Below are 16,757 nucleotides of genomic sequence, written 5' to 3'. Positions count from 1 at the left end.
CAGATGAAAGGAGCACGCCATGTCCGCCACGAAAATCTTGTGGGGTCAGATACTCACGGTCTTCCTGATCGTCCTCTTGACGACCTGGGCGGCAACGCAGTGGACCGCATGGCAACTCGGTTTCCAGATGGGGCTCGGTCCAGCCTGGTTCGAGATTGCTGGGTTGCCCGTCTACTATCCGCCCGCTCTGTTCTGGTGGTGGTATTTCTACGACGCCTACGCCCCGTCTATCTTCGTGAAAGGCGGCTTGATCTCAGTGTCCGGTGGCTTCCTCTCGATCATTGTTGCGATCGGCATGTCGGTGTGGCGGGCGCGCGAAGCCAAGACTGTCCAGACCTACGGGTCGGCGCGCTGGGCCGAAAAGCGAGAGGTGGAGGCAGCGGGCCTGATCGACAACGATGGTGTTGTGCTCGGGCGTTATGATCGCCATTATCTGCGTCACGATGGGCCTGAGCACGTGTTGTGCTTCGCCCCGACCCGGTCCGGCAAAGGCGTCGGCCTGGTGGTGCCTTCGCTTCTGACCTGGCCGGGCTCGGCGATCGTCCACGACATCAAGGGCGAGAACTGGCAGCTCACCGCTGGCTTTCGCGCTCTGCACGGTCGCGTGCTGCTTTTCGATCCGACCAATTCGAGATCGTCAGCCTACAATCCGCTTCTGGAAGTCCGCCGTGGAGAATGGGAGGTCCGCGACGTCCAGAACATCGCCGACATTCTCGTCGATCCGGAAGGGAGCCTGGAAAAGAGGAACCATTGGGAAAAGACCAGTCACGCGCTGCTGGTCGGCGCGATCCTCCACGTTCTCTACGCCGAGCAAGACAAGACGCTCGCCGGCGTCGCCGCCTTCCTCTCCGATCCGAAGCGCCCGATTGAATCGACGCTTGCCGCGATGATGAAGACCGCGCATCTCGGTGATGCCGGCCCGCATCCGGTTATCGCCAGTGCGGCGCGCGAGCTGCTCAACAAATCCGACAATGAACGCTCGGGCGTGCTGTCCACCGCGATGTCCTTTCTCGGTCTCTACCGCGATCCGGTGGTCGCCGGGGTGACACGGCGCTGCGACTGGCGAATTTCCGACATCGTCGGCGGGAAGCAACCGGCAACGCTCTATCTCGTCGTGCCGCCTTCGGACATCAACCGGACCAAACCGCTTGTCCGCCTTATCCTCAATCAAATCGGTCGCCGCCTCACCGAGGACCTGCATATCAAGACATCCCGCCACCGGTTGCTTCTGATGTTGGACGAGTTCCCGGCGCTGGGCCGCCTCGATTTCTTCGAGAGCGCGCTGGCTTTCATGGCGGGCTATGGCCTGAAAAGCTTTCTCATCGCGCAGTCGCTGAACCAGATCGAGAAGGCCTACGGTCCCAACAACTCGGTCCTCGACAATTGTCATGTCCGCGTCAGCTTCGCCACAAACGACGAGAGAACTGCCAAGCGGGTCTCGGACGCACTCGGCACGGCAACCGAAATGCGGGCGATGAAGAACTATGCCGGTCACAGGCTTTCGCCTTGGCTCGGGCATCTCATGGTATCGAGGCAAGAAACTGCGCGGCAGTTGCTCACTCCTGGAGAGATCATGCAGCTCCCACCGACCGAGGAGATCGTCATGGTGGCAGGCGCGCCGCCGATCAGGGCCAAGAAGGCGCGGTATTATGAGGACGCCAGTTTTAAGGAGCGCGTGTTGCCGCCACCCGAACTGGCGCGGTCCGGAGAGGCCGAGCCTGACGACTGGAGCGAGTTGCCGATCCTGGCTCACTTGGAGCCGACGCAAGCTTCCGGCATGCTGCAGCAGGACGATGGCGATCCGACGGGATCTGAGCGCCGCCTGCAAGCCGAACTCAATCGGGCGCAGGCGGCGGAGAAGGCGGCGCCCATTGAGAATGAATTCGAGATGGAACCGGCCGACGATGCCGACGACGATGATGCCGTCCGCAACCGACGCCTGGCGCGCCTCATGCAGGGCGTGGCGCGGCAGGTTTCCCTCGATCCCGATGACGGCATGGAGTTGTAGGCGCCATGACGGCTCGCAAAAAGAAGGCGCAGATATCCGTCTATCTCGACCAGGCCATCATGACGATGCTTGGCGATTATGCGGCGCGGCGCGGTCAACCCCAATCCATGATTGCAGAAGCCGCACTCGCTTCCTTCCTGTCGCCGGATGCGGACGCACGCCGCGAGGCCGCTATCGCCAAACGCCTCGACCAGGTCGACCGCCGCCTGGCCAGGCAGGAGCGCGATATCGGCATCGCCGTCGAGACACTGGCGGTGTTCGTCCGCTTCTGGCTGGCGACAACGCCGGCGTTGCCCGAGCCCGCCGCCCAGGCCGCGCGCGCAAAGGCGGCCGAACGCTATGAAGCCTTCGTAACGGCCCTGGGGAGACGCCTGGCGAAGGGGCCGAAACTGCGACAGGAGATTTCCGAGGATATCAATCCGATGGACAACAGCGAAAACCCACCCTGACGGCCTCGGCTAGCTTGGAGCCTGATTGTCATGTTCATCAATGATCATGGGTATGCTCGACGCCGCTGGCGGTCATGCGACGACAATGTTGTTGCACCGATGACGACGATGATGATCAGCAGCGGCAACAGGATGGGCGAGCAAGTCCCGGCAGCCGGTTTGTCTTACCTTGATCAATCGACGGCATCAGCCTTGTTATCGGCGAGGAGGGCTGCCCTCTTGCCGATAGCCGACTTGACCGCGTCGACAAGCTGTTCAGGAAAGCCACGGGGCAGCGACATGATCACCTCGTCGGCCTGCTTCTCCACGTTTTCAGCAATGTCATCGAAAATTCTACGCATGGCAGGGGTGCCCACACCGGCAATGCCAGCGGTCTGCAGGAAGTGGCGTGGCATGATGTCAGGTACCGAATAGTGCCTGTTCTTGCCGACCGACATTGCCAATTTAAATTTTTTGCGCGGGATCTGTCCGGCATCAAGGCTGGGCTGCGCGGTCAGCACGTCGTAAAGCGGCGTCATGCGGAATCGTCCGCCTGGGCTGAGGAAAATACTGAAATTCTTCGCGTGGCCGTCGGTCGCGCCAATCAGCCAGAACAAGATGCAGCTGCGCAAGAAGGTGGCGATGTCTTCGTCAGGCGTATCGCTGCCCTTCAAGAGGTCGATAATCTCCCGCATCCCGGGACCCCCATCCGACTGGTACTTGCGCGTCGGCGGCACCGACAGCGCTTGACAGATATCCTCCTGCGGCAGGCGCAGGAGGCGGCCGTCGCGGGCCCACAGCCTGTCGAAGCGTTCTACGATCAGCGTGCGGCGCTCGCCGAAGTCAGCGATCTGCGCCTGGGCCGCGGGAACGCCAAACGCTTGCAGCAGCTTAAGGCACAGATACTCGTTCTCGACGCTGTTGGAGAGATCGATGCCGTTCGGCAGCCGGCCGATCTGCGGCTTCAGGATATGGGTGGTCGCTGCCGTGCCGATCGGTTTGAACCAGCCTCCGTCCTTGCGCAGCAGCGCGGTCTTTTCCTGCGCGCCGGCAATCGAGATGCGAAAGTCCTCATCCTCGCCGAGGCCCAACGGAGCGGCAGCAAGGTTCGCGATGATCCCGGCGACGTCCTCGTTGCTGACCGGCTTGCCTTCGACACTGCCGGGAGGGCCTGGATCCATGCCATCGGTCAGGAATTGCAACGCGCCGACGCAGTCATGGCCGAGCGCAGCCAGCATACTGTAGGCGTCCGTGCCGTCGGCGCCGACGCGTTCGGCAACACGCCTGCGTATGGCGTCATTGTCCGGAAGCAGGTTGTCGAAGACGTTGGTCACCGGTGTGCCGATATAGCGGTCTTCCCTCAAGGGAAGCGAGAGTGAGATCGGGAAGGTGCCGCGCCAATCCAGCCATTCGCGAGCGTATTGGAAGTCGATGGCGCCCGTCGATTCCCTGCGCAGGACGCCCACCGGGCGCCCGTTCAGGAACACGTTCAGGGGGATGTGAGCCGGACGCCGGGCCATCAGAACAGGTCTTCGATATCAGCAGAGCTGCCTTTGCTGCGCGCGCGCACGACGAGTTCAAGGTCGAGGGCGGAGAGGGCGGCCATCAAGGTGCGGAGTTGCATCGCGGGCTCGCCGGCCTCGAGGCGGGAGACCGTACCCTGGCGCAGGTGGATCTGGTTGCTGAGCGAGCCTTGCGTGAGGCCGGCGTTCTTGCGGGCGCGGCGCAGAATGGCACCGAGTTGTTTTTCGTTGCGAGCGATCTGGTCTGTCATGATGGGTCTCCACCGCCGCAATATACGCGATCGCGTATTAATCGTCAATATACGAAGTTGCGTATAAAATAGATATATACGCGATCACGTATACAAGGAAGATATACGCGATCGCGTATGATGCCAGCGCGTCAGCTGGCAGCGGCGGTCTTGACGCCCCAGCTGAAACGAGCGGGACGAGACATTCTTGATACTTTGTTGAAGCACATCTCGCCGCTCAGTTGGGAACACATCAACCTAACTGACATCTACACCTGGGATGCGGAACTTCAGATGCCGGACGGCTACGACGAGACGCGTCCTGAAAACCATGTATTCCTTGCTCACTCGCGATTCATTGCCCTCGGCGAGGATCAAGGTTCTTAAGCGAGACGAGCGTCTCCCCGAGCGGCTGCGCCTCAAGTTACTTTCTCGAGGTCCGGCGTGGGGAATGGGAGGTCCGCGACGTACAAAACATCGCTGACATCCTGGTCGATCCCGAAGGCTCGCTTGAAAGACGCAACCCGATCGAATTGACCATGGCGGCCACGATGACGACGCCGCATCTGGGGGAGGGCGGTCCGCACTCGGTCATCGCCAGCGCGGGCCGCCCGCGCTAGCGCGGCGCCGCCCGCGCTGTTGATGCCAGCTGGGTTCTGTTGCTGATGGCGTTCAGTTGGCGGCTCCGCACAACTGCGACGTCGTCAATCCTGGCGGCACGTTCTCCGTCGGGCCAAATCCGTACTTCGCCATGATAGTGGCGATCGTGCCATTCGACATGACCTTCGCCAGACCCTGATTGTAGAGATCGCGCAGATCGCCATCGTCCTTCCTGAACGCGATCGCGATGTAGCTGATCGACTTCTCGTCCGTCGTAAACGGGCTGGCGCGCTCCAGATCGGGGCTCCTGTTGCCGGCCAGCAACCCGATCACCGTCGGGGAAGAGAACAGAGCCGCGTCGATGCGGCCGGCGCGCAGTGCCGCGATGTTGGTCTCGATGTCGGGGAACTGCAGGATGCGGTCTTCCGGCACGCCCTCGTTGATGGCGTTCTTGATGACATTGCTGCCGCGGCCGCCGCCCATGATCGCGTTGGATTTCTTGGCAAGATCCGCATAGCTATGGATCGCCTTGGGGTTGCCGGCGAGCACGACCGCCGCGTCGTCGGACCTCAGGTCGGGACCGCCGAAGGCGACTTGCTGACATCGCTCCGGCGTTATCGACAGGCCGGATGCAACGGCATCGAAACGGCCGGCCATCAGGCCAGGGATCAAGGCGCCGAACTCGGTGACCTCGAAGTCGACCTGCTTGACGCCGAGATCGGCAAAGGCAGCCCTGAGAAGATCCGGATGCCAGCCGAGCAGTTCGCCGGTTCCCTCCTTCTTGTAGCCCCATGGCGAGCGGTTGTGGATGCCTATGACGATGCGCCCTTCCTTCAAGACGCGTTCTTTCGTGGTCTCTGCCGTTGCCGGCAGCACAGATCCAACAAGCACGGCATAGATGCAGGCCAGGCCAATCGCAGCCGATCGGGCTCGAAATTTCATCGGGGGTCCTCCCATGAGTTTGAGTTGCGCGAAGGCGTCCCGCCTCAGCCGCTCAACGCTACGGTTGGATGCGGTGCTTCGTCAATGTATATATACAAAATATAGACGAAATATTGCGGATGAAGTGGTGAGTGGATCAAGCCTGCCCTTCGAGGAGATACATGCCCTACGTGATTGCAATCGGGTGACACGGTCCCCCCAACCTCGCTTCCGCCACTGACGCTTGAACCGATGCCGAACAACCGGTCGCCTAGACGGGCAAGACTTCCGAGCGCTTGACCTGGCCAAGCGCGAAGCTGCTTTCGATCGAGGCGATGTTGTCCAGCCGTGTCAGCTTGTCCTTGATGAACCGCTCATAAGCCTCAAGGTCGCGCACCACGATGCGCATCAGGTAATCCCGCTGGCCCGTCATCAGATAGCAGTCGACCACCTCCGGCCAGCGCAGCACGGCTTGCGAGAAGCGGTCGAGATCATCCTCGCGTTGCCGTTCAAGCTTGATCGACGCGAAAGCGCTGATCGGCAAGCCGAGCTTCTTCTGGTCGAGGACCACGGTGTAGCCTTTGATGACGCCGGCGCTCTCCAGGAGCCTTACGCGCCGGGCGCATGGCGATGGCGAAAGACCGACGGCTTCAGCGAGGTCGTTCGTCGTCGCCTTTGCGTTCTTCTGCAGCGCGGCGATGATTTTCAGGTCGATTGCATCGAGCGTCGGATTTGGCACGTTTCCCTCGTCTTGGCGTCATTATTGGCTGGATCAGCCAATATCATTGATATGCTTGCGTAAGAATAGCCACTTTTGAGAGACCTTGGACGCTATCGTTGAGCCGCGATTTCACGGGAGCCGACGATGACGATCCTTTCCGAGCTTGAACGCAAGGTTCTGTGGCTGGCTGTCTGGATGATCCATCATGCCAATCATGTTCGCGGGTCACAGGACGGCCTCAAGGTCGGCGGCCATCAGGCGTCGTCGGCGTCCGCCTCGACCTTGATGACGGCACTCTATTTCCAGATCCTGAGGCCCGAAGACCGCGTTGCCGTCAAGCCGCATGCGAGCCCCGTTTTCCATGCCATCCAGTATCTGTTCGGCAGGCAGACGCTCGAGCAGCTGCAGAATTTTCGCGGCTATCGCGGCACGCAGTCCTACCCGTCACGAACCAAGGATATCGACGACGTCGATTTCTCGACCGGGTCGGTCGGACTGGGCGTGGCGCAGACCCTGTTCTCCTCCCTGGTCCAGGATTATGTCAGGGCAAAAGGCTGGAATGCGGACCAGCCGGAAGGCCGGATGATCGCCCTTCTCGGCGACGCTGAAATGGATGAAGGCAATATCTTCGAGGCTCTTCTCGAAGGCTGGAAGCACGGCCTGCGCAACACCTGGTGGGTCGTCGACTACAACAGGCAGAGCCTTGATGCGGTGGTGCGCGAGGGCCTGTGGCAGCGCTTCGAGTCCATCTTTCGCAACTTCGGCTGGGATGTGGTGATCCTGAAACATGGGACATTGCAACAGGCGGCCTTCGAGGAAGAGGGCGGCGAAAAGCTGCGGTCCTGGATCGATTCATGCCCCAATCAGCTCTATTCCGCGCTGACCTTCCAGGGCGGCGCTGCATGGCGCCGGAGACTTCTGGACGACCTCGGTGACCAGGGGCCGGTCACCCGCCTGATCGAGAAGCGCAGCGACGAAGACCTTGCCGCCTTGATGGCAAATCTCGGCGGCCATGATCTGGCGAGCATCATCGATGCCTTCGAGGAAGCGCGCGGGCATGATCGTCCGACCTGCTTCATCGCCTATACGATCAAGGGCTTCGGCCTGCCGCTCGCCGGCCACAAAGACAATCACGCCGGATTGATGACACCGGCGCAAGTCGACGCGCTGCGGCAAGGCATGGGTGTCCGCGAGGGGCGTGAATGGGAGATGTTCGAGGGCCTTGCATATGATGAGGCCGCGATCCGGTCCTATCTGGCGTCGTCGCCTTTCGCGCAGCCAGCTACCCGTCGCCACAAAGCCCCGGCCGTACCCGTGCCGGCACAGATCACCTGGGGCGCACAGGCCTCCATGTCGACACAGCAGGGTTTCGGCCTTCTGATGCACGAGATCGCCAAGTCGGACAGCGATTTCGCAAAGCGTGTCGTCACCACGTCTCCGGACGTTACTGTCTCGACGAATCTTGGCGCCTGGGTAAACAGGCGGGGTCTGTTCGCGCGCGGCGACCAGGCGGACATTTTTCGTGAAGAGCGCATTCCCTCTACCTTCAACTGGACGTTTTCGCCATCGGGACAGCATTTCGAACTGGGCATCTCGGAGATGAACCTCTTCACGATGCTGTCGGCGCTGGGCTTGTCGCACTCGCTTCACGGCGAGCGCCTGCTTCCGGTCGGAACGCTCTACGACCCGTTTATCGAGCGTGGCCTCGATGCGCTCAACTATGCTTGCTATCAGGACGCTCGCTTTATCCTGGCGGCGACACCCTCCGGCGTGACGCTGGCGCCCGAGGGCGGAGCGCATCAGTCGATCGCCACGCCGCTGATTGGCATGGCGCAGGACGGCCTGGCAACATTCGAGCCGGCCTATGTCGACGAGCTGGCAGTCATCCTGCGTTGGGCATTCGACTACATGCAGCGCTCCGGCGAGGCCGAGCCCGATGACCATAGCTGGCTGCGGGATCAGACTGGAGGTTCGGTCTACCTCAGGCTCTCGACGCGGTTGATCGAGCAGCCGACACGCCAGACCGGGGATCCGCTGGCGCGCGACATCGTCGATGGCGCCTACTGGTTGCGCAAACCCGGGCCGAATGCCGCTGTGGTGATCGCCTATTCGGGAGCTGTCGCGCCGGAGGCGGTCCAGGCATTGGGGCTGGTGGCCGGTGACCGGCGCGACGTAGGGCTTCTTGCGGTGACCTCGGCCGATCGGCTGAACGCCGGCTGGTCGGCCGCGGCGCGCGCGCGCCAGTATGGCCATCCGCACGCCACCAGTCATGTCGAGCGCCTGTTGGCCGGTCTCCCGGCCTCATGCGCCATCGTGACGGTGCTGGACGGGCATCCCGCAACGCTCGCCTGGCTGGGGTCGGTCCATGGCCACCGCACGCGTGCGCTCGGCGTCGAGCATTTCGGCCAGACCGGTACGATCGCGGATCTCTATCGGCATTACGGGATCGATGCGCAAGGTATCATGGCCGCGGTGCAATCGGTGTCGGCCGGCCGGCCGCTGAGGCACCTTGGCTCCGCCGCCTGACGATCCGCCAGCATCGCCTCGCGGCCGGCTCGCTCGACAGGGGCCGTCAATACCGGAATTCCTTGAGGGCGGCTGCCAATGGTCGGCGCCATCTTCCCGCGTGGCTAAAAAGCACGGGGGAGATGAAAATGGCCGAGGCCGGCGATCTCATGGGCAGTGAAGCGCTGCGGTCGCCGGTTGGGACGGCGGTGGCGATTGCGCATCACGGCGAACTCATCCAGGGCGTCTTCAAGGATAATGACGGGCGCCTTCATCGCGGGCTCGTGACGCTGCCAATTGCCGGCTTGAGGTCGGAGGCGCGCTTTGCCAGGAGCGACGCAGAGGCGGTCGTTGTCCACCCCGGTCATAAGGTCAAGGCGTCGGCAGCCGCGCGGCTCACGCTCGATTTCTTGACCGTCACCGGCGGCGGCGAGCTGACACTTCAAAGCGCAATTCCGGTGGGGCACGGCTACGGCTCATCGACGGCTGACGTTGTCGCTTCCATTCGTGCTGTCGCCGCAGCCGTTGGCGTCCAACTGCGACCGTCAAGCATCGGGCGTCTGGCGGTGGCTGCCGAGCGCGCCAGCGACGCGATCGCGTTCGACGATCACGCAGTGCTTTTCGCGCAACGAGAAGGCACGGTTATCGAGAATTTCGCAGGCTCCCTGCCGCCCCTGCTGCTCGTCGGCTTCAAGGCAAATGGCGGGGTCCCGGTCGACACATTGCAGCTGACGCCCGCACGCTACGATAGTGCCGAAATCCAGGAATTCGGCGTGCTTAGGGCGCTGGTGGCGCGGGCGGTTCGCCTCCAGGATCCCTATCTTCTTGGACGCGCCGCCTCGGCCAGTGCGCTGATCAGTCAACGGCACTTGCCGAAACAGGGCTTCGGCGAGATCGCCGAAATCGCCCGGCGAGCCGGAGCGTGCGGGGTGCAAGTCGCCCATAGCGGTTCGTTGTTCGGCCTGATTTTCGATCTTTTCGCATCGAATCTGAAGCGACGCGCGGCCCTGGTCGCGCAGCAGATAAGACGTGCCGGCTTCAAGGATGTCGAGGTCCATCTGGTCAATGCGGAGGGCTGGACATGGTGACCATCGACGTGGACTATTTCAGGGACCTTGAGACCCCGCGCCTTGCGCGCCTGGCGCCAAATCTCGTGGCCGCGGCGTTTCCGCTGATGAAGCTGATGCCGGCTCGCTACATTCTGGATCGAGCAGCGTCGGATGGCGAACTGAAGGCAGGCTCCCACATTGTCGAGACGACGTCGGGCACGTTCGGCATGGCGGTCGCGCTGCTGGCGGCGGCGCGTGACTATCGCCTTACGCTCGTCACCGCTTCAACGCTGATCGATGCCAAATACAAAGCCCGCCTGGAGCGCATCGGCGCCACGGTCATCGCCCTTGACGATCCGCGCGGCGACGGCAATCAGCCTGGCCGGCTGGAGCGCCTCCAGGAAATCCTGGCCAACGAGCCGGACGGCTTCTGGACCCGCCAATACGACAGTCCGGGCAACTGGCTTGCCTATGCGCGGCTGGCCGAACTTTTCATCCGGGCAATGGGCAAGGTTGACTGCCTCGTCGGCTGCGTCGGTACGGGCGGCTCGCTATGCGGCACCGCGTCCTTTTTGCGAACGGTCTTTCCGCATCTGACGGTGTTTGCCGTCGATACCCATTGCAGCATCCTGTTCGGACAGCCCGTCGGCAAACGCATGCTGCGGGGCCTGGGCAACAGCGTGCTTCCTAAAAATGTCAGGCATGAGCTTGTCGACGAGATCCATTGGGTTGGCGCCTATCCGGCTTACATGACCGCGCATCGTTTGCTGCGCGAGCACGGCCTCTTCATGGGGCCGACCAGCGGCGCCGCCGCGTTGGTGGCGCAATGGGTTGCAACGACCCTTCCGGATGCGCAAGTGACGGTCATCATGCCTGACGAAGGCCATCGCCATGCCGAGACTGTCTACAATGACGAATGGCTCAGCGCGCTGCCTGGCTGGCCCTGCAAGGAACTGTCTGAGCCAAGGACGCTGACCACCATCGCACCGGCCGCAGAAACGCAATGGACGCGCTTTCTTTGGCTGCGTCGCAGTCTCGACGATGTGCTGAACACGTGCGAAGCAAGCGAAGTGCCACCGGTTGCCGGTGCGGCGGAAAATCTATGAAACGAGATCCAGCCCGTTTTTGTCGAGCCAGCGCCAGGCATCGTCCGTCGTCTGGAAGACCTGATCGTGTTCGTTCGATCCCGCGGACCGATCGAGGTCCTTGAGACCGCTGGCTGTCACGACGGCCACCACACGGTCTGTGGCTGCGATGACACCTTGGTCCTTCAATGTGGATATCGCCATCAGCGGCGTGACCGCCGCCAGTTCGGCAAATATCCCTTCGTCCCGCGCAAGGCGCTCCTGCATGGCGATCAGGCCGTGATTGCTGACAGGGACGGCGTGCCCGCCGGATTCGCGCAGCGCCTTCAGCGCCTGAAAGGTGCTGCGCGGCGTTCCGATCGATACGGCTAAGCTGTCGAAAAGCATTTTGCGTTCACTCAACGCATCGGAGCCGCTGGCCAGGGCGTCCGCCAGCGACCCATGCACCTCCGCTGCGACGAGACGAGGCAGGCGCGTGATCGACCCTTGCGCGAACAGCTCGCAAAAGCCGGCCCACACGCCGGACAGCGCATCTCCATAGCAGACCGGCAGGACGCACCAGTCTGGCGCCGCGCCATCTGATTGCTCGACGATCTCATAGGCGATCGTCTTGTAGCCTTCGATGCCGAGTGGATGGCTGCCGACGACCGGACCGTGATAGGGCGACGCGATGAACCAGTCGTAACGGGCCGCTGCCTGTTCAAGCAGCGACCATCGGTCCATTTTGCTGACCAAGGGCAGGACCGTCGCGCCATATTTGCGGATCTGGGCCAGCATCGCGCCGGCCGATCCCGCAAAAGTGGTGACGATGCATTTCAACCCCGCGCGGGCAGCGTAGGCCGCCAGCGAAGCGCCGGCGTTTCCCGATGAGGCGGTAGCGACGATTCTCGCGCCACGCGCGCGCGCCACGCTGATCGCGATGGTCGAGAAGCGGTCCTTGTGCGACCAGGTCGGGTTTCGGCCTTCGTCCTTGATTGCAAGATCCGGCACGCCGAGAAACGCACCGATGCGCGGCGCGGCAAGCAAAGGTGTCAGCCCCTCGCCGAGGCTCACCGCTTCCGCTTCTGTGCAAGGCAGCATATGCGCAAAACGCCACAGCGAGCGCGAGCTGGTGGCGCCGGCCAAGAGGGGAGACCGCGGGGCCGCATAGACCGGGCGAAGATTTGCCGGCGCGGTGTCTTGGCACCGCGCGCATCCTTTGGAGTCGATTGTGACATCGGCGGGGTAGGAAGCGCCGCATCGGATGCAGACGAGTTCCAGGACCCGGCTTGTGTCCATCTCGGGACGGCTAATCTCGCCTGAGGAATGCGCCGACATGTCGTGCGCGAGGTCGCGAAACGGCCGGCTCGTCATGGCTATTCCTTGTCCGGGAAACGATGAATTCGCTTGTTGGTTCAAACAGCCAACAGCACGGCTGTCAATGCGGAATGTGCACTATAGTGTGTCGCACCATAGTGCGCGCCGTAGCATCCGTTGTTTGATGAAACTTCGCGGCGTTTTTGGCCTGAACGTGCAGCGGCTTCGCAGAGAAAGAAAACTCTCGCAGGAGCAGTTGTCTTTCGTTTCGGGCCGCACGCGCGCCTATATCAGCAGCGTCGAGGCCGGGCGGCGCAACGCCACGCTGGATACAGTCGAAATTTTAGCCAAGGCGTTGAATGTCGAGCCACAAGAGTTGGTTTCGGCAAGCCCGGCAAATAAGCGAGCTATTCGGGTGACGAAACCGGCCGCTTCAAAGTCGAGCGATTGAAGCCAGACTTCCACAATGCAGTGCTGACCTGATTTTCACTTATCTCGTCTTTGTGATACGTGATTGACTCCTTTAGTGTACATTCGATGCATGTCCCATTGAAGATGGCGTCTAGACAGCCATAGGTTGTTCTGCGGGGTAGGGCCTGACTGTGGTTGAGGTCTTCCAATGGAGAACGAACCTGTTGTCGACCTTTTTGCGGCGATCACGAGGATCGATGCTGCGCGGTCGGCCGATGCAATCCTTCAGGAGTTCCGCTTAGCCATGGAGCGCTACGGATTGCGCAATTTTCTGATCACCGGACTGCCTGTGCCACACGGCACGGACTGGCAGCGTGAAATTCTTGCCGATGGCTGGTCTCCTGAATGGCATCGTCGCTACGTCACCGAGGAATATTTTTTGCACGATCCTTGTGTCGCCCAGTGTCGGCACTCGCCAGACCCTTTCCGATGGGGCGAGCTGCCGGCCGCAAGGCTGGGTCCACGCGCGAAGCTCGTCATGGACGAGGCGGCCGAGTTCGGGATGAAAGAAGGCATCTGCGTCCCAATTCATCTTCCATTGGCCGGGCCAGGCGTCGTCACGATGGCGAGTGACCGGATCGAAGTTCCGGCAAGCGCCATGCCCCTTATCGAGACGCTTTGCGCGCATACCTTTCGAAGCCTCTCAGGGCTGGCAACACCCGGCGATGGCGATGAGCCCACGCCCTTGACGGCGCGTGAACGCGAACTCCTGGAGTGGAGCGCGCAAGGCAAATCCACCGATGATATCGCTTGTATCCTCGGTGTTACCAGGAACACGGTTGAAAGCCATCAGCGCAACATTCGAGCAAAGCTCGACGCGATCAATGTCGCGCACGCCATCGTCAAGGCGCTGCGACGGCAGGAAATCCAGATTTAGCAATACCTGAATACCGTCATACGTACGGCAAGTCCGTTTTCCTACGACCCTCCGCCTGGAGGCGTCATGGTTCGTATACATCTGGTCACTTGGGATAACAGGAAGCACTACAGGAAAGTTCTGGAGCGCTACTTTCGGATACGGTACGAGATTTACGTCAAGCACAGGCGTTGGCGCGACGTCGCACGGCCGATCAACATCGAGATCGATGCCTTTGACAACGAGCGTACGCTTTATGTTCTGGCGCTTGATACCAATGGCAGGATCGTAGGCGGCTCCCGCCTCGTGCCGACGCTGGAGCCGCATCTCATGAGCGAAGTGTTCCCGGGTCTTGCCGGCGGCAGGCCTCCCAGAGCAGCTGAAATCTTCGAATGGACGCGTTTCTTCGTCGTTCCATCGCTTCGCACGCAAGGCGCCCCGTCGCCGATCGCTGGCTTGGTTCTTTGCGGTCTGCTCGAGACTGCGCAAAGCCTGGGGATTCGACAGATCAGCGTGGTGTGCGAGACATTCTGGCCAAAACGGCTGCGCGCGCTTGGCTGGACGCTGATCGAGCTCGGCGAAGTTCTTGAACATCCCGACGGCGACATCATCGCCCTGCTGATCGATGTCACGCCAGAGGCTGTTGAACAGACGCGCCGCGCCTACGGCATCAGCGGCGTCCTACTTGCCGACAAGATCTAGCCCATCGCCAGCTGAAGTTCGCCAGCCGGAGACCGCCAATCGATCGCGAATTGTAGAACTATTCGGCGACCATTTTGGGCCGAGAGCGGAACGGCAGCTGAGGGCTGCATATGTTCAAGAGCGGACATTCAGGTCGCGCGGGCATCGTCGGCCGTCGAGCGCGTTTTCAGCAGCCCATTTCCGCAGCCTATTAATGTGCAACTTGGGAAGCTGCCGACATCAATTCCTCGGGATTCGGCGCTCTGAAGGTGTTGATGCCATCCTCCAGAACTTCAGTGAAGTTCCAGCGTATGATGCCCGCCCGGTCGATTAGGAACTGACCGACAAGCTGCCCCGAGCCGGAAGCCATCGCCTGCTGATCGGCTTCCGTCATCTCATATCCTTCCTTCTTGTTAAGAAACTCGTCCATTGCCATGACGTCCATAGGCTTGGGCAACTCGCCCGGGAGATGGATCCGTATCGCCATGACCGTGTCCATCCCCACCTCGCGCAAGCCGAAAGCACGGTGCGAGGCCCGCTCCGGGTCGGATGCGGCGAGAAGATCGGGTGCCGGGTGGTAACGGAAATAGAGCCGCGCCCGCTCGACCGGCGTATTGACCACCGCCAGGCATTCGACGCCTTTCTCACGCAGGGCCGGCTTGAGTTGCGCCATCGCCGCGACATGGCGCCGGCAGAACGGACAGTGCAGGCCTCGGAACAAGCCGATCAACAACGGGCTACGGCCCTGAAAATCATCGAGCGCGATCTTGCCTTCGCATGAGATCGCATTGAGCACAACATTCGGTGCCCGGTCGCCCGGCTGCAGCGGGCGGTCAACACTATTCGTGGACATGGACAACCTCCTCGCCTCGGGTCAGTCAGGCAAAGCTGCACACCCAGCGTTTCGGAGGCAATCACGTGCTGGGACGAAAGCTTCCTGTGCCAAGGCAATAGCGTTCGACCTCTGCCATATTGCCGAGGTCGAGATTACGCGTTGCAAGCCCATCATAACACGAAAAAGCATCTGCGGGGGCCGCCAAATGTGGTGAATGACCTCACGCGAGCGCACTCCCGAATGCTCTTGCGCTGAAGGTCAGGTTCCCGACCTCGATTTGGAGGTGCAAGTCTGCAATGCCCAAGGTCGTCAACGGGTCGGTTCCGGACGATAAGCGAAGGTCCGCTCCTGAAAAGCGTCGGAAATGTCTGGAAATGGCGCAATAAGATGTCCAAGGTGGTCGCCGGCAACGTCCGCTATCGGGCAAGCGAAGATCACCTCAGCCGACATGCGGCGCGAAGCTGCCGTTCAAGATCAGGAGCGCGTCGGCTATGCCTGGTTACGGAGATTCTTCCCTGAGAGTCGAGATCCGTCCTGACTTCGAGGATGGCAAGCTGCCGATTTTTCTTCTCGATGCTGCTGCTTGCTCTCCTTGAACCTGTCGCCTCGTCGACGCTGCCGTGCCGCTGTCGCGTGCCGGCTAATCAAATGCCCGGGTCCCAATGCAGCCCGAGTGGCTAGGGAAGCTAACCTGGCTCGGCGACAGCGGATTGGTCAGAAGCCTCTCCCGCACCTCGACAAGAACGCCCTTTCCTCGACCGTGGACTGGCGCCCGAGGACATCGTTCCGATGTGGAAAGCGACCGAAGCGCGCAATAATATCGCGATGCTTCCGGATTTGGTCGACAGTCGGCTGCCAGAGGAGCCGAGATTCGACGGACGCCGCCACCAGCCTGCCTTCGGCTAGGCCCAGGATGTAGTTCTGGTCGTTTAGGTCCTCGTGGTGCACGAAAGGAAGGCCCAGTGTGAATTGCTCGAGAGTCGTATAAGTCTCCCATCCATCCGCAACTTTTGTCCTCGCGAGATCTCGAGCGAGCGGATCGTAGGCATATGCCTCGGCACTGGCGCGGTGGATATTGCGTGGAAACTGGTCGAAAAGAACGACCAGCGCTATCGCTTCCTGACGGCTCAGTTGCTCCGGGTCCCACGTTTGTCCAGCGGCTGCAGCGATCAAGTGACCGAACCTTCGACGTATGACTTTGTCGGTCTCGTCGGATTGTTCCATCCAGAACCTGACGCGCTCGCCTGCCGTGGCCTCAGTGCAGGGCTGTCCTCCGAACCAGAACTGGTAGATGTGGCTGAGATCCGCTTTGTCCATCCGATGAACTCCTCTCGATTGATGCGGGTTGGAAGATCCAGTGCGTCACCACCAGCGCGCCCGTTGCCAAGTTGAAGAGGATCGCCAGCAGCAAGCATGACGATGGGGCCCTGGCTGCCCCGTGCTGGGCTTCTATTGTCCTTTTTTGCAGCGCACTCTGGTCACGGAGCAGTGCAAGTTCGGCGAAGGGGTCATGCCAAACGTAGGGAAACATCGGGGCCTCCTCCTTTA

At 61.5% G+C, this 16,757-nt stretch carries 15 protein-coding genes and 2 pseudogenes; 10 read left to right on the top strand and 7 right to left on the bottom strand.

The features are described from left to right. Positions 1-19: 19 nt before the first annotated feature. Together AC1D1N_RS29390 and AC1D1N_RS29385 are read left to right on the top strand one after the other, a co-directional pair. A complete protein-coding gene (locus AC1D1N_RS29390) occupies positions 20-2,008 on the top strand; it encodes a conjugal transfer protein TraG (RefSeq protein WP_477352728.1) in 1,989 nt (662 codons plus the stop codon). A gap of 5 nt (positions 2,009-2,013) precedes the next feature. After that, a complete protein-coding gene (locus AC1D1N_RS29385; protein WP_199200730.1) occupies positions 2,014-2,457 on the top strand; it encodes a CopG family transcriptional regulator in 444 nt (147 codons plus the stop codon). Between the two features lie 173 nt (positions 2,458-2,630). Here AC1D1N_RS29385 and AC1D1N_RS29380 read toward each other — a convergent pair whose 3' ends face one another. Both AC1D1N_RS29380 and AC1D1N_RS29375 read right to left on the bottom strand, forming a co-directional pair. After that, positions 2,631-3,956 carry a type II toxin-antitoxin system HipA family toxin gene (locus tag AC1D1N_RS29380; protein WP_477352726.1) on the bottom strand — a complete coding sequence of 442 codons (1,326 nt, stop codon included), beginning with the start codon at positions 3,954-3,956 and terminating at the stop codon, positions 2,631-2,633. Next, the gene (locus tag AC1D1N_RS29375; protein WP_284276439.1) at positions 3,956-4,210 is read right to left on the bottom strand and encodes a helix-turn-helix domain-containing protein; all 255 of its coding nucleotides are present in this window, start codon (positions 4,208-4,210) and stop codon (positions 3,956-3,958) included. Before AC1D1N_RS29375 ends, AC1D1N_RS29380 begins: the two co-directional genes overlap by 1 nt. Before the next feature lie 159 nt (positions 4,211-4,369). Between AC1D1N_RS29375 and AC1D1N_RS29370 the strand changes: the two are divergent. Continuing rightward, positions 4,370-4,576, top strand: a pseudogene (locus AC1D1N_RS29370) (hypothetical protein); the annotation flags it as partial. Further along, positions 4,558-4,800, top strand: a pseudogene (locus tag AC1D1N_RS29365) (conjugal transfer protein TraG); the annotation flags it as partial. The pseudogenes AC1D1N_RS29370 and AC1D1N_RS29365, both read left to right, overlap by 19 nt. A gap of 61 nt (positions 4,801-4,861) precedes the next feature. Here the strand turns inward: AC1D1N_RS29365 and ehuB are convergent. Both ehuB and AC1D1N_RS29355 read right to left on the bottom strand, forming a co-directional pair. Next, the gene (gene ehuB, locus AC1D1N_RS29360) at positions 4,862-5,731 is read right to left on the bottom strand and encodes an ectoine/hydroxyectoine ABC transporter substrate-binding protein EhuB (RefSeq protein ID WP_477352724.1); all 870 of its coding nucleotides are present in this window, start codon (positions 5,729-5,731) and stop codon (positions 4,862-4,864) included. Between the two features lie 250 nt (positions 5,732-5,981). Then, complete coding sequence (locus tag AC1D1N_RS29355) at positions 5,982-6,449, bottom strand: Lrp/AsnC family transcriptional regulator (RefSeq protein WP_023767048.1); 468 nt, start codon at positions 6,447-6,449, stop codon at positions 5,982-5,984. 126 nt (positions 6,450-6,575) lie between these two features. Between AC1D1N_RS29355 and AC1D1N_RS29350 the strand changes: the two genes are divergently transcribed. The 3 genes from AC1D1N_RS29350 to AC1D1N_RS29340 all read left to right on the top strand — a co-directional run bounded on the left by AC1D1N_RS29350 (position 6,576) and on the right by AC1D1N_RS29340 (position 11,091). Next, positions 6,576-8,957 (top strand): transketolase, encoded by a 2,382-nt coding sequence (locus AC1D1N_RS29350; RefSeq protein ID WP_477352722.1) that lies wholly within the window; start codon positions 6,576-6,578, stop codon positions 8,955-8,957. A gap of 122 nt (positions 8,958-9,079) precedes the next feature. Next, entirely contained in the window at positions 9,080-10,024 is a 945-nt protein-coding gene (locus tag AC1D1N_RS29345) for a GHMP family kinase ATP-binding protein (protein WP_477352745.1), read from the top strand. Then, a complete protein-coding gene (locus AC1D1N_RS29340; RefSeq protein WP_436258418.1) occupies positions 10,018-11,091 on the top strand; it encodes a PLP-dependent cysteine synthase family protein in 1,074 nt (357 codons plus the stop codon). The genes AC1D1N_RS29345 and AC1D1N_RS29340 overlap by 7 nt, the downstream gene beginning before the upstream one ends. Here the strand turns inward: AC1D1N_RS29340 and AC1D1N_RS29335 are convergent. Beyond that, positions 11,086-12,348 (bottom strand): threonine synthase, encoded by a 1,263-nt coding sequence (locus tag AC1D1N_RS29335; RefSeq protein ID WP_436261907.1) that lies wholly within the window; start codon positions 12,346-12,348, stop codon positions 11,086-11,088. The two genes, AC1D1N_RS29340 and AC1D1N_RS29335, sit on opposite strands and share 6 nt — an antisense overlap. 202 nt (positions 12,349-12,550) lie before the next feature. On the opposite strand from AC1D1N_RS29335, the gene AC1D1N_RS29330 reads away from it, so the two are divergent. The 3 genes from AC1D1N_RS29330 (at position 12,551) to AC1D1N_RS29320 (ending at position 14,395) form a co-directional block, all read left to right on the top strand. Further along, entirely contained in the window at positions 12,551-12,817 is a 267-nt protein-coding gene (locus AC1D1N_RS29330; protein WP_436258419.1) for a helix-turn-helix domain-containing protein, read from the top strand. Between the two features lie 168 nt (positions 12,818-12,985). Next, the gene (locus AC1D1N_RS29325; RefSeq protein ID WP_436258420.1) at positions 12,986-13,714 is read left to right on the top strand and encodes a LuxR family transcriptional regulator; all 729 of its coding nucleotides are present in this window, start codon (positions 12,986-12,988) and stop codon (positions 13,712-13,714) included. A 66-nt stretch (positions 13,715-13,780) separates the two neighbouring features. After that, positions 13,781-14,395 (top strand): acyl-homoserine-lactone synthase, encoded by a 615-nt coding sequence (locus AC1D1N_RS29320; RefSeq protein ID WP_477352718.1) that lies wholly within the window; start codon positions 13,781-13,783, stop codon positions 14,393-14,395. A 190-nt stretch (positions 14,396-14,585) separates the two neighbouring features. Here AC1D1N_RS29320 and AC1D1N_RS29315 read toward each other — a convergent pair whose 3' ends face one another. Further along, positions 14,586-15,227: a peroxiredoxin-like family protein gene (locus AC1D1N_RS29315; RefSeq protein WP_477352743.1), complete on the bottom strand. Its 642-nt coding sequence runs from the start codon at positions 15,225-15,227 to the stop codon at positions 14,586-14,588. Positions 15,228-15,923: 696 nt separating this feature from the next. Beyond that, on the bottom strand, positions 15,924-16,526 hold the full coding sequence (locus tag AC1D1N_RS29310) for a DUF924 family protein (protein ID WP_436258422.1): 603 nt from the start codon (positions 16,524-16,526) through the stop codon (positions 15,924-15,926). Between the last annotated feature and the right edge of the window lie 231 nt (positions 16,527-16,757).

This window comes from Mesorhizobium sp. P2_B5 (genome assembly GCF_056404775.1).
Note: the sequence above shows the minus strand (reverse complement) of the source record. Positions and strands in the feature narration are given on the sequence as shown.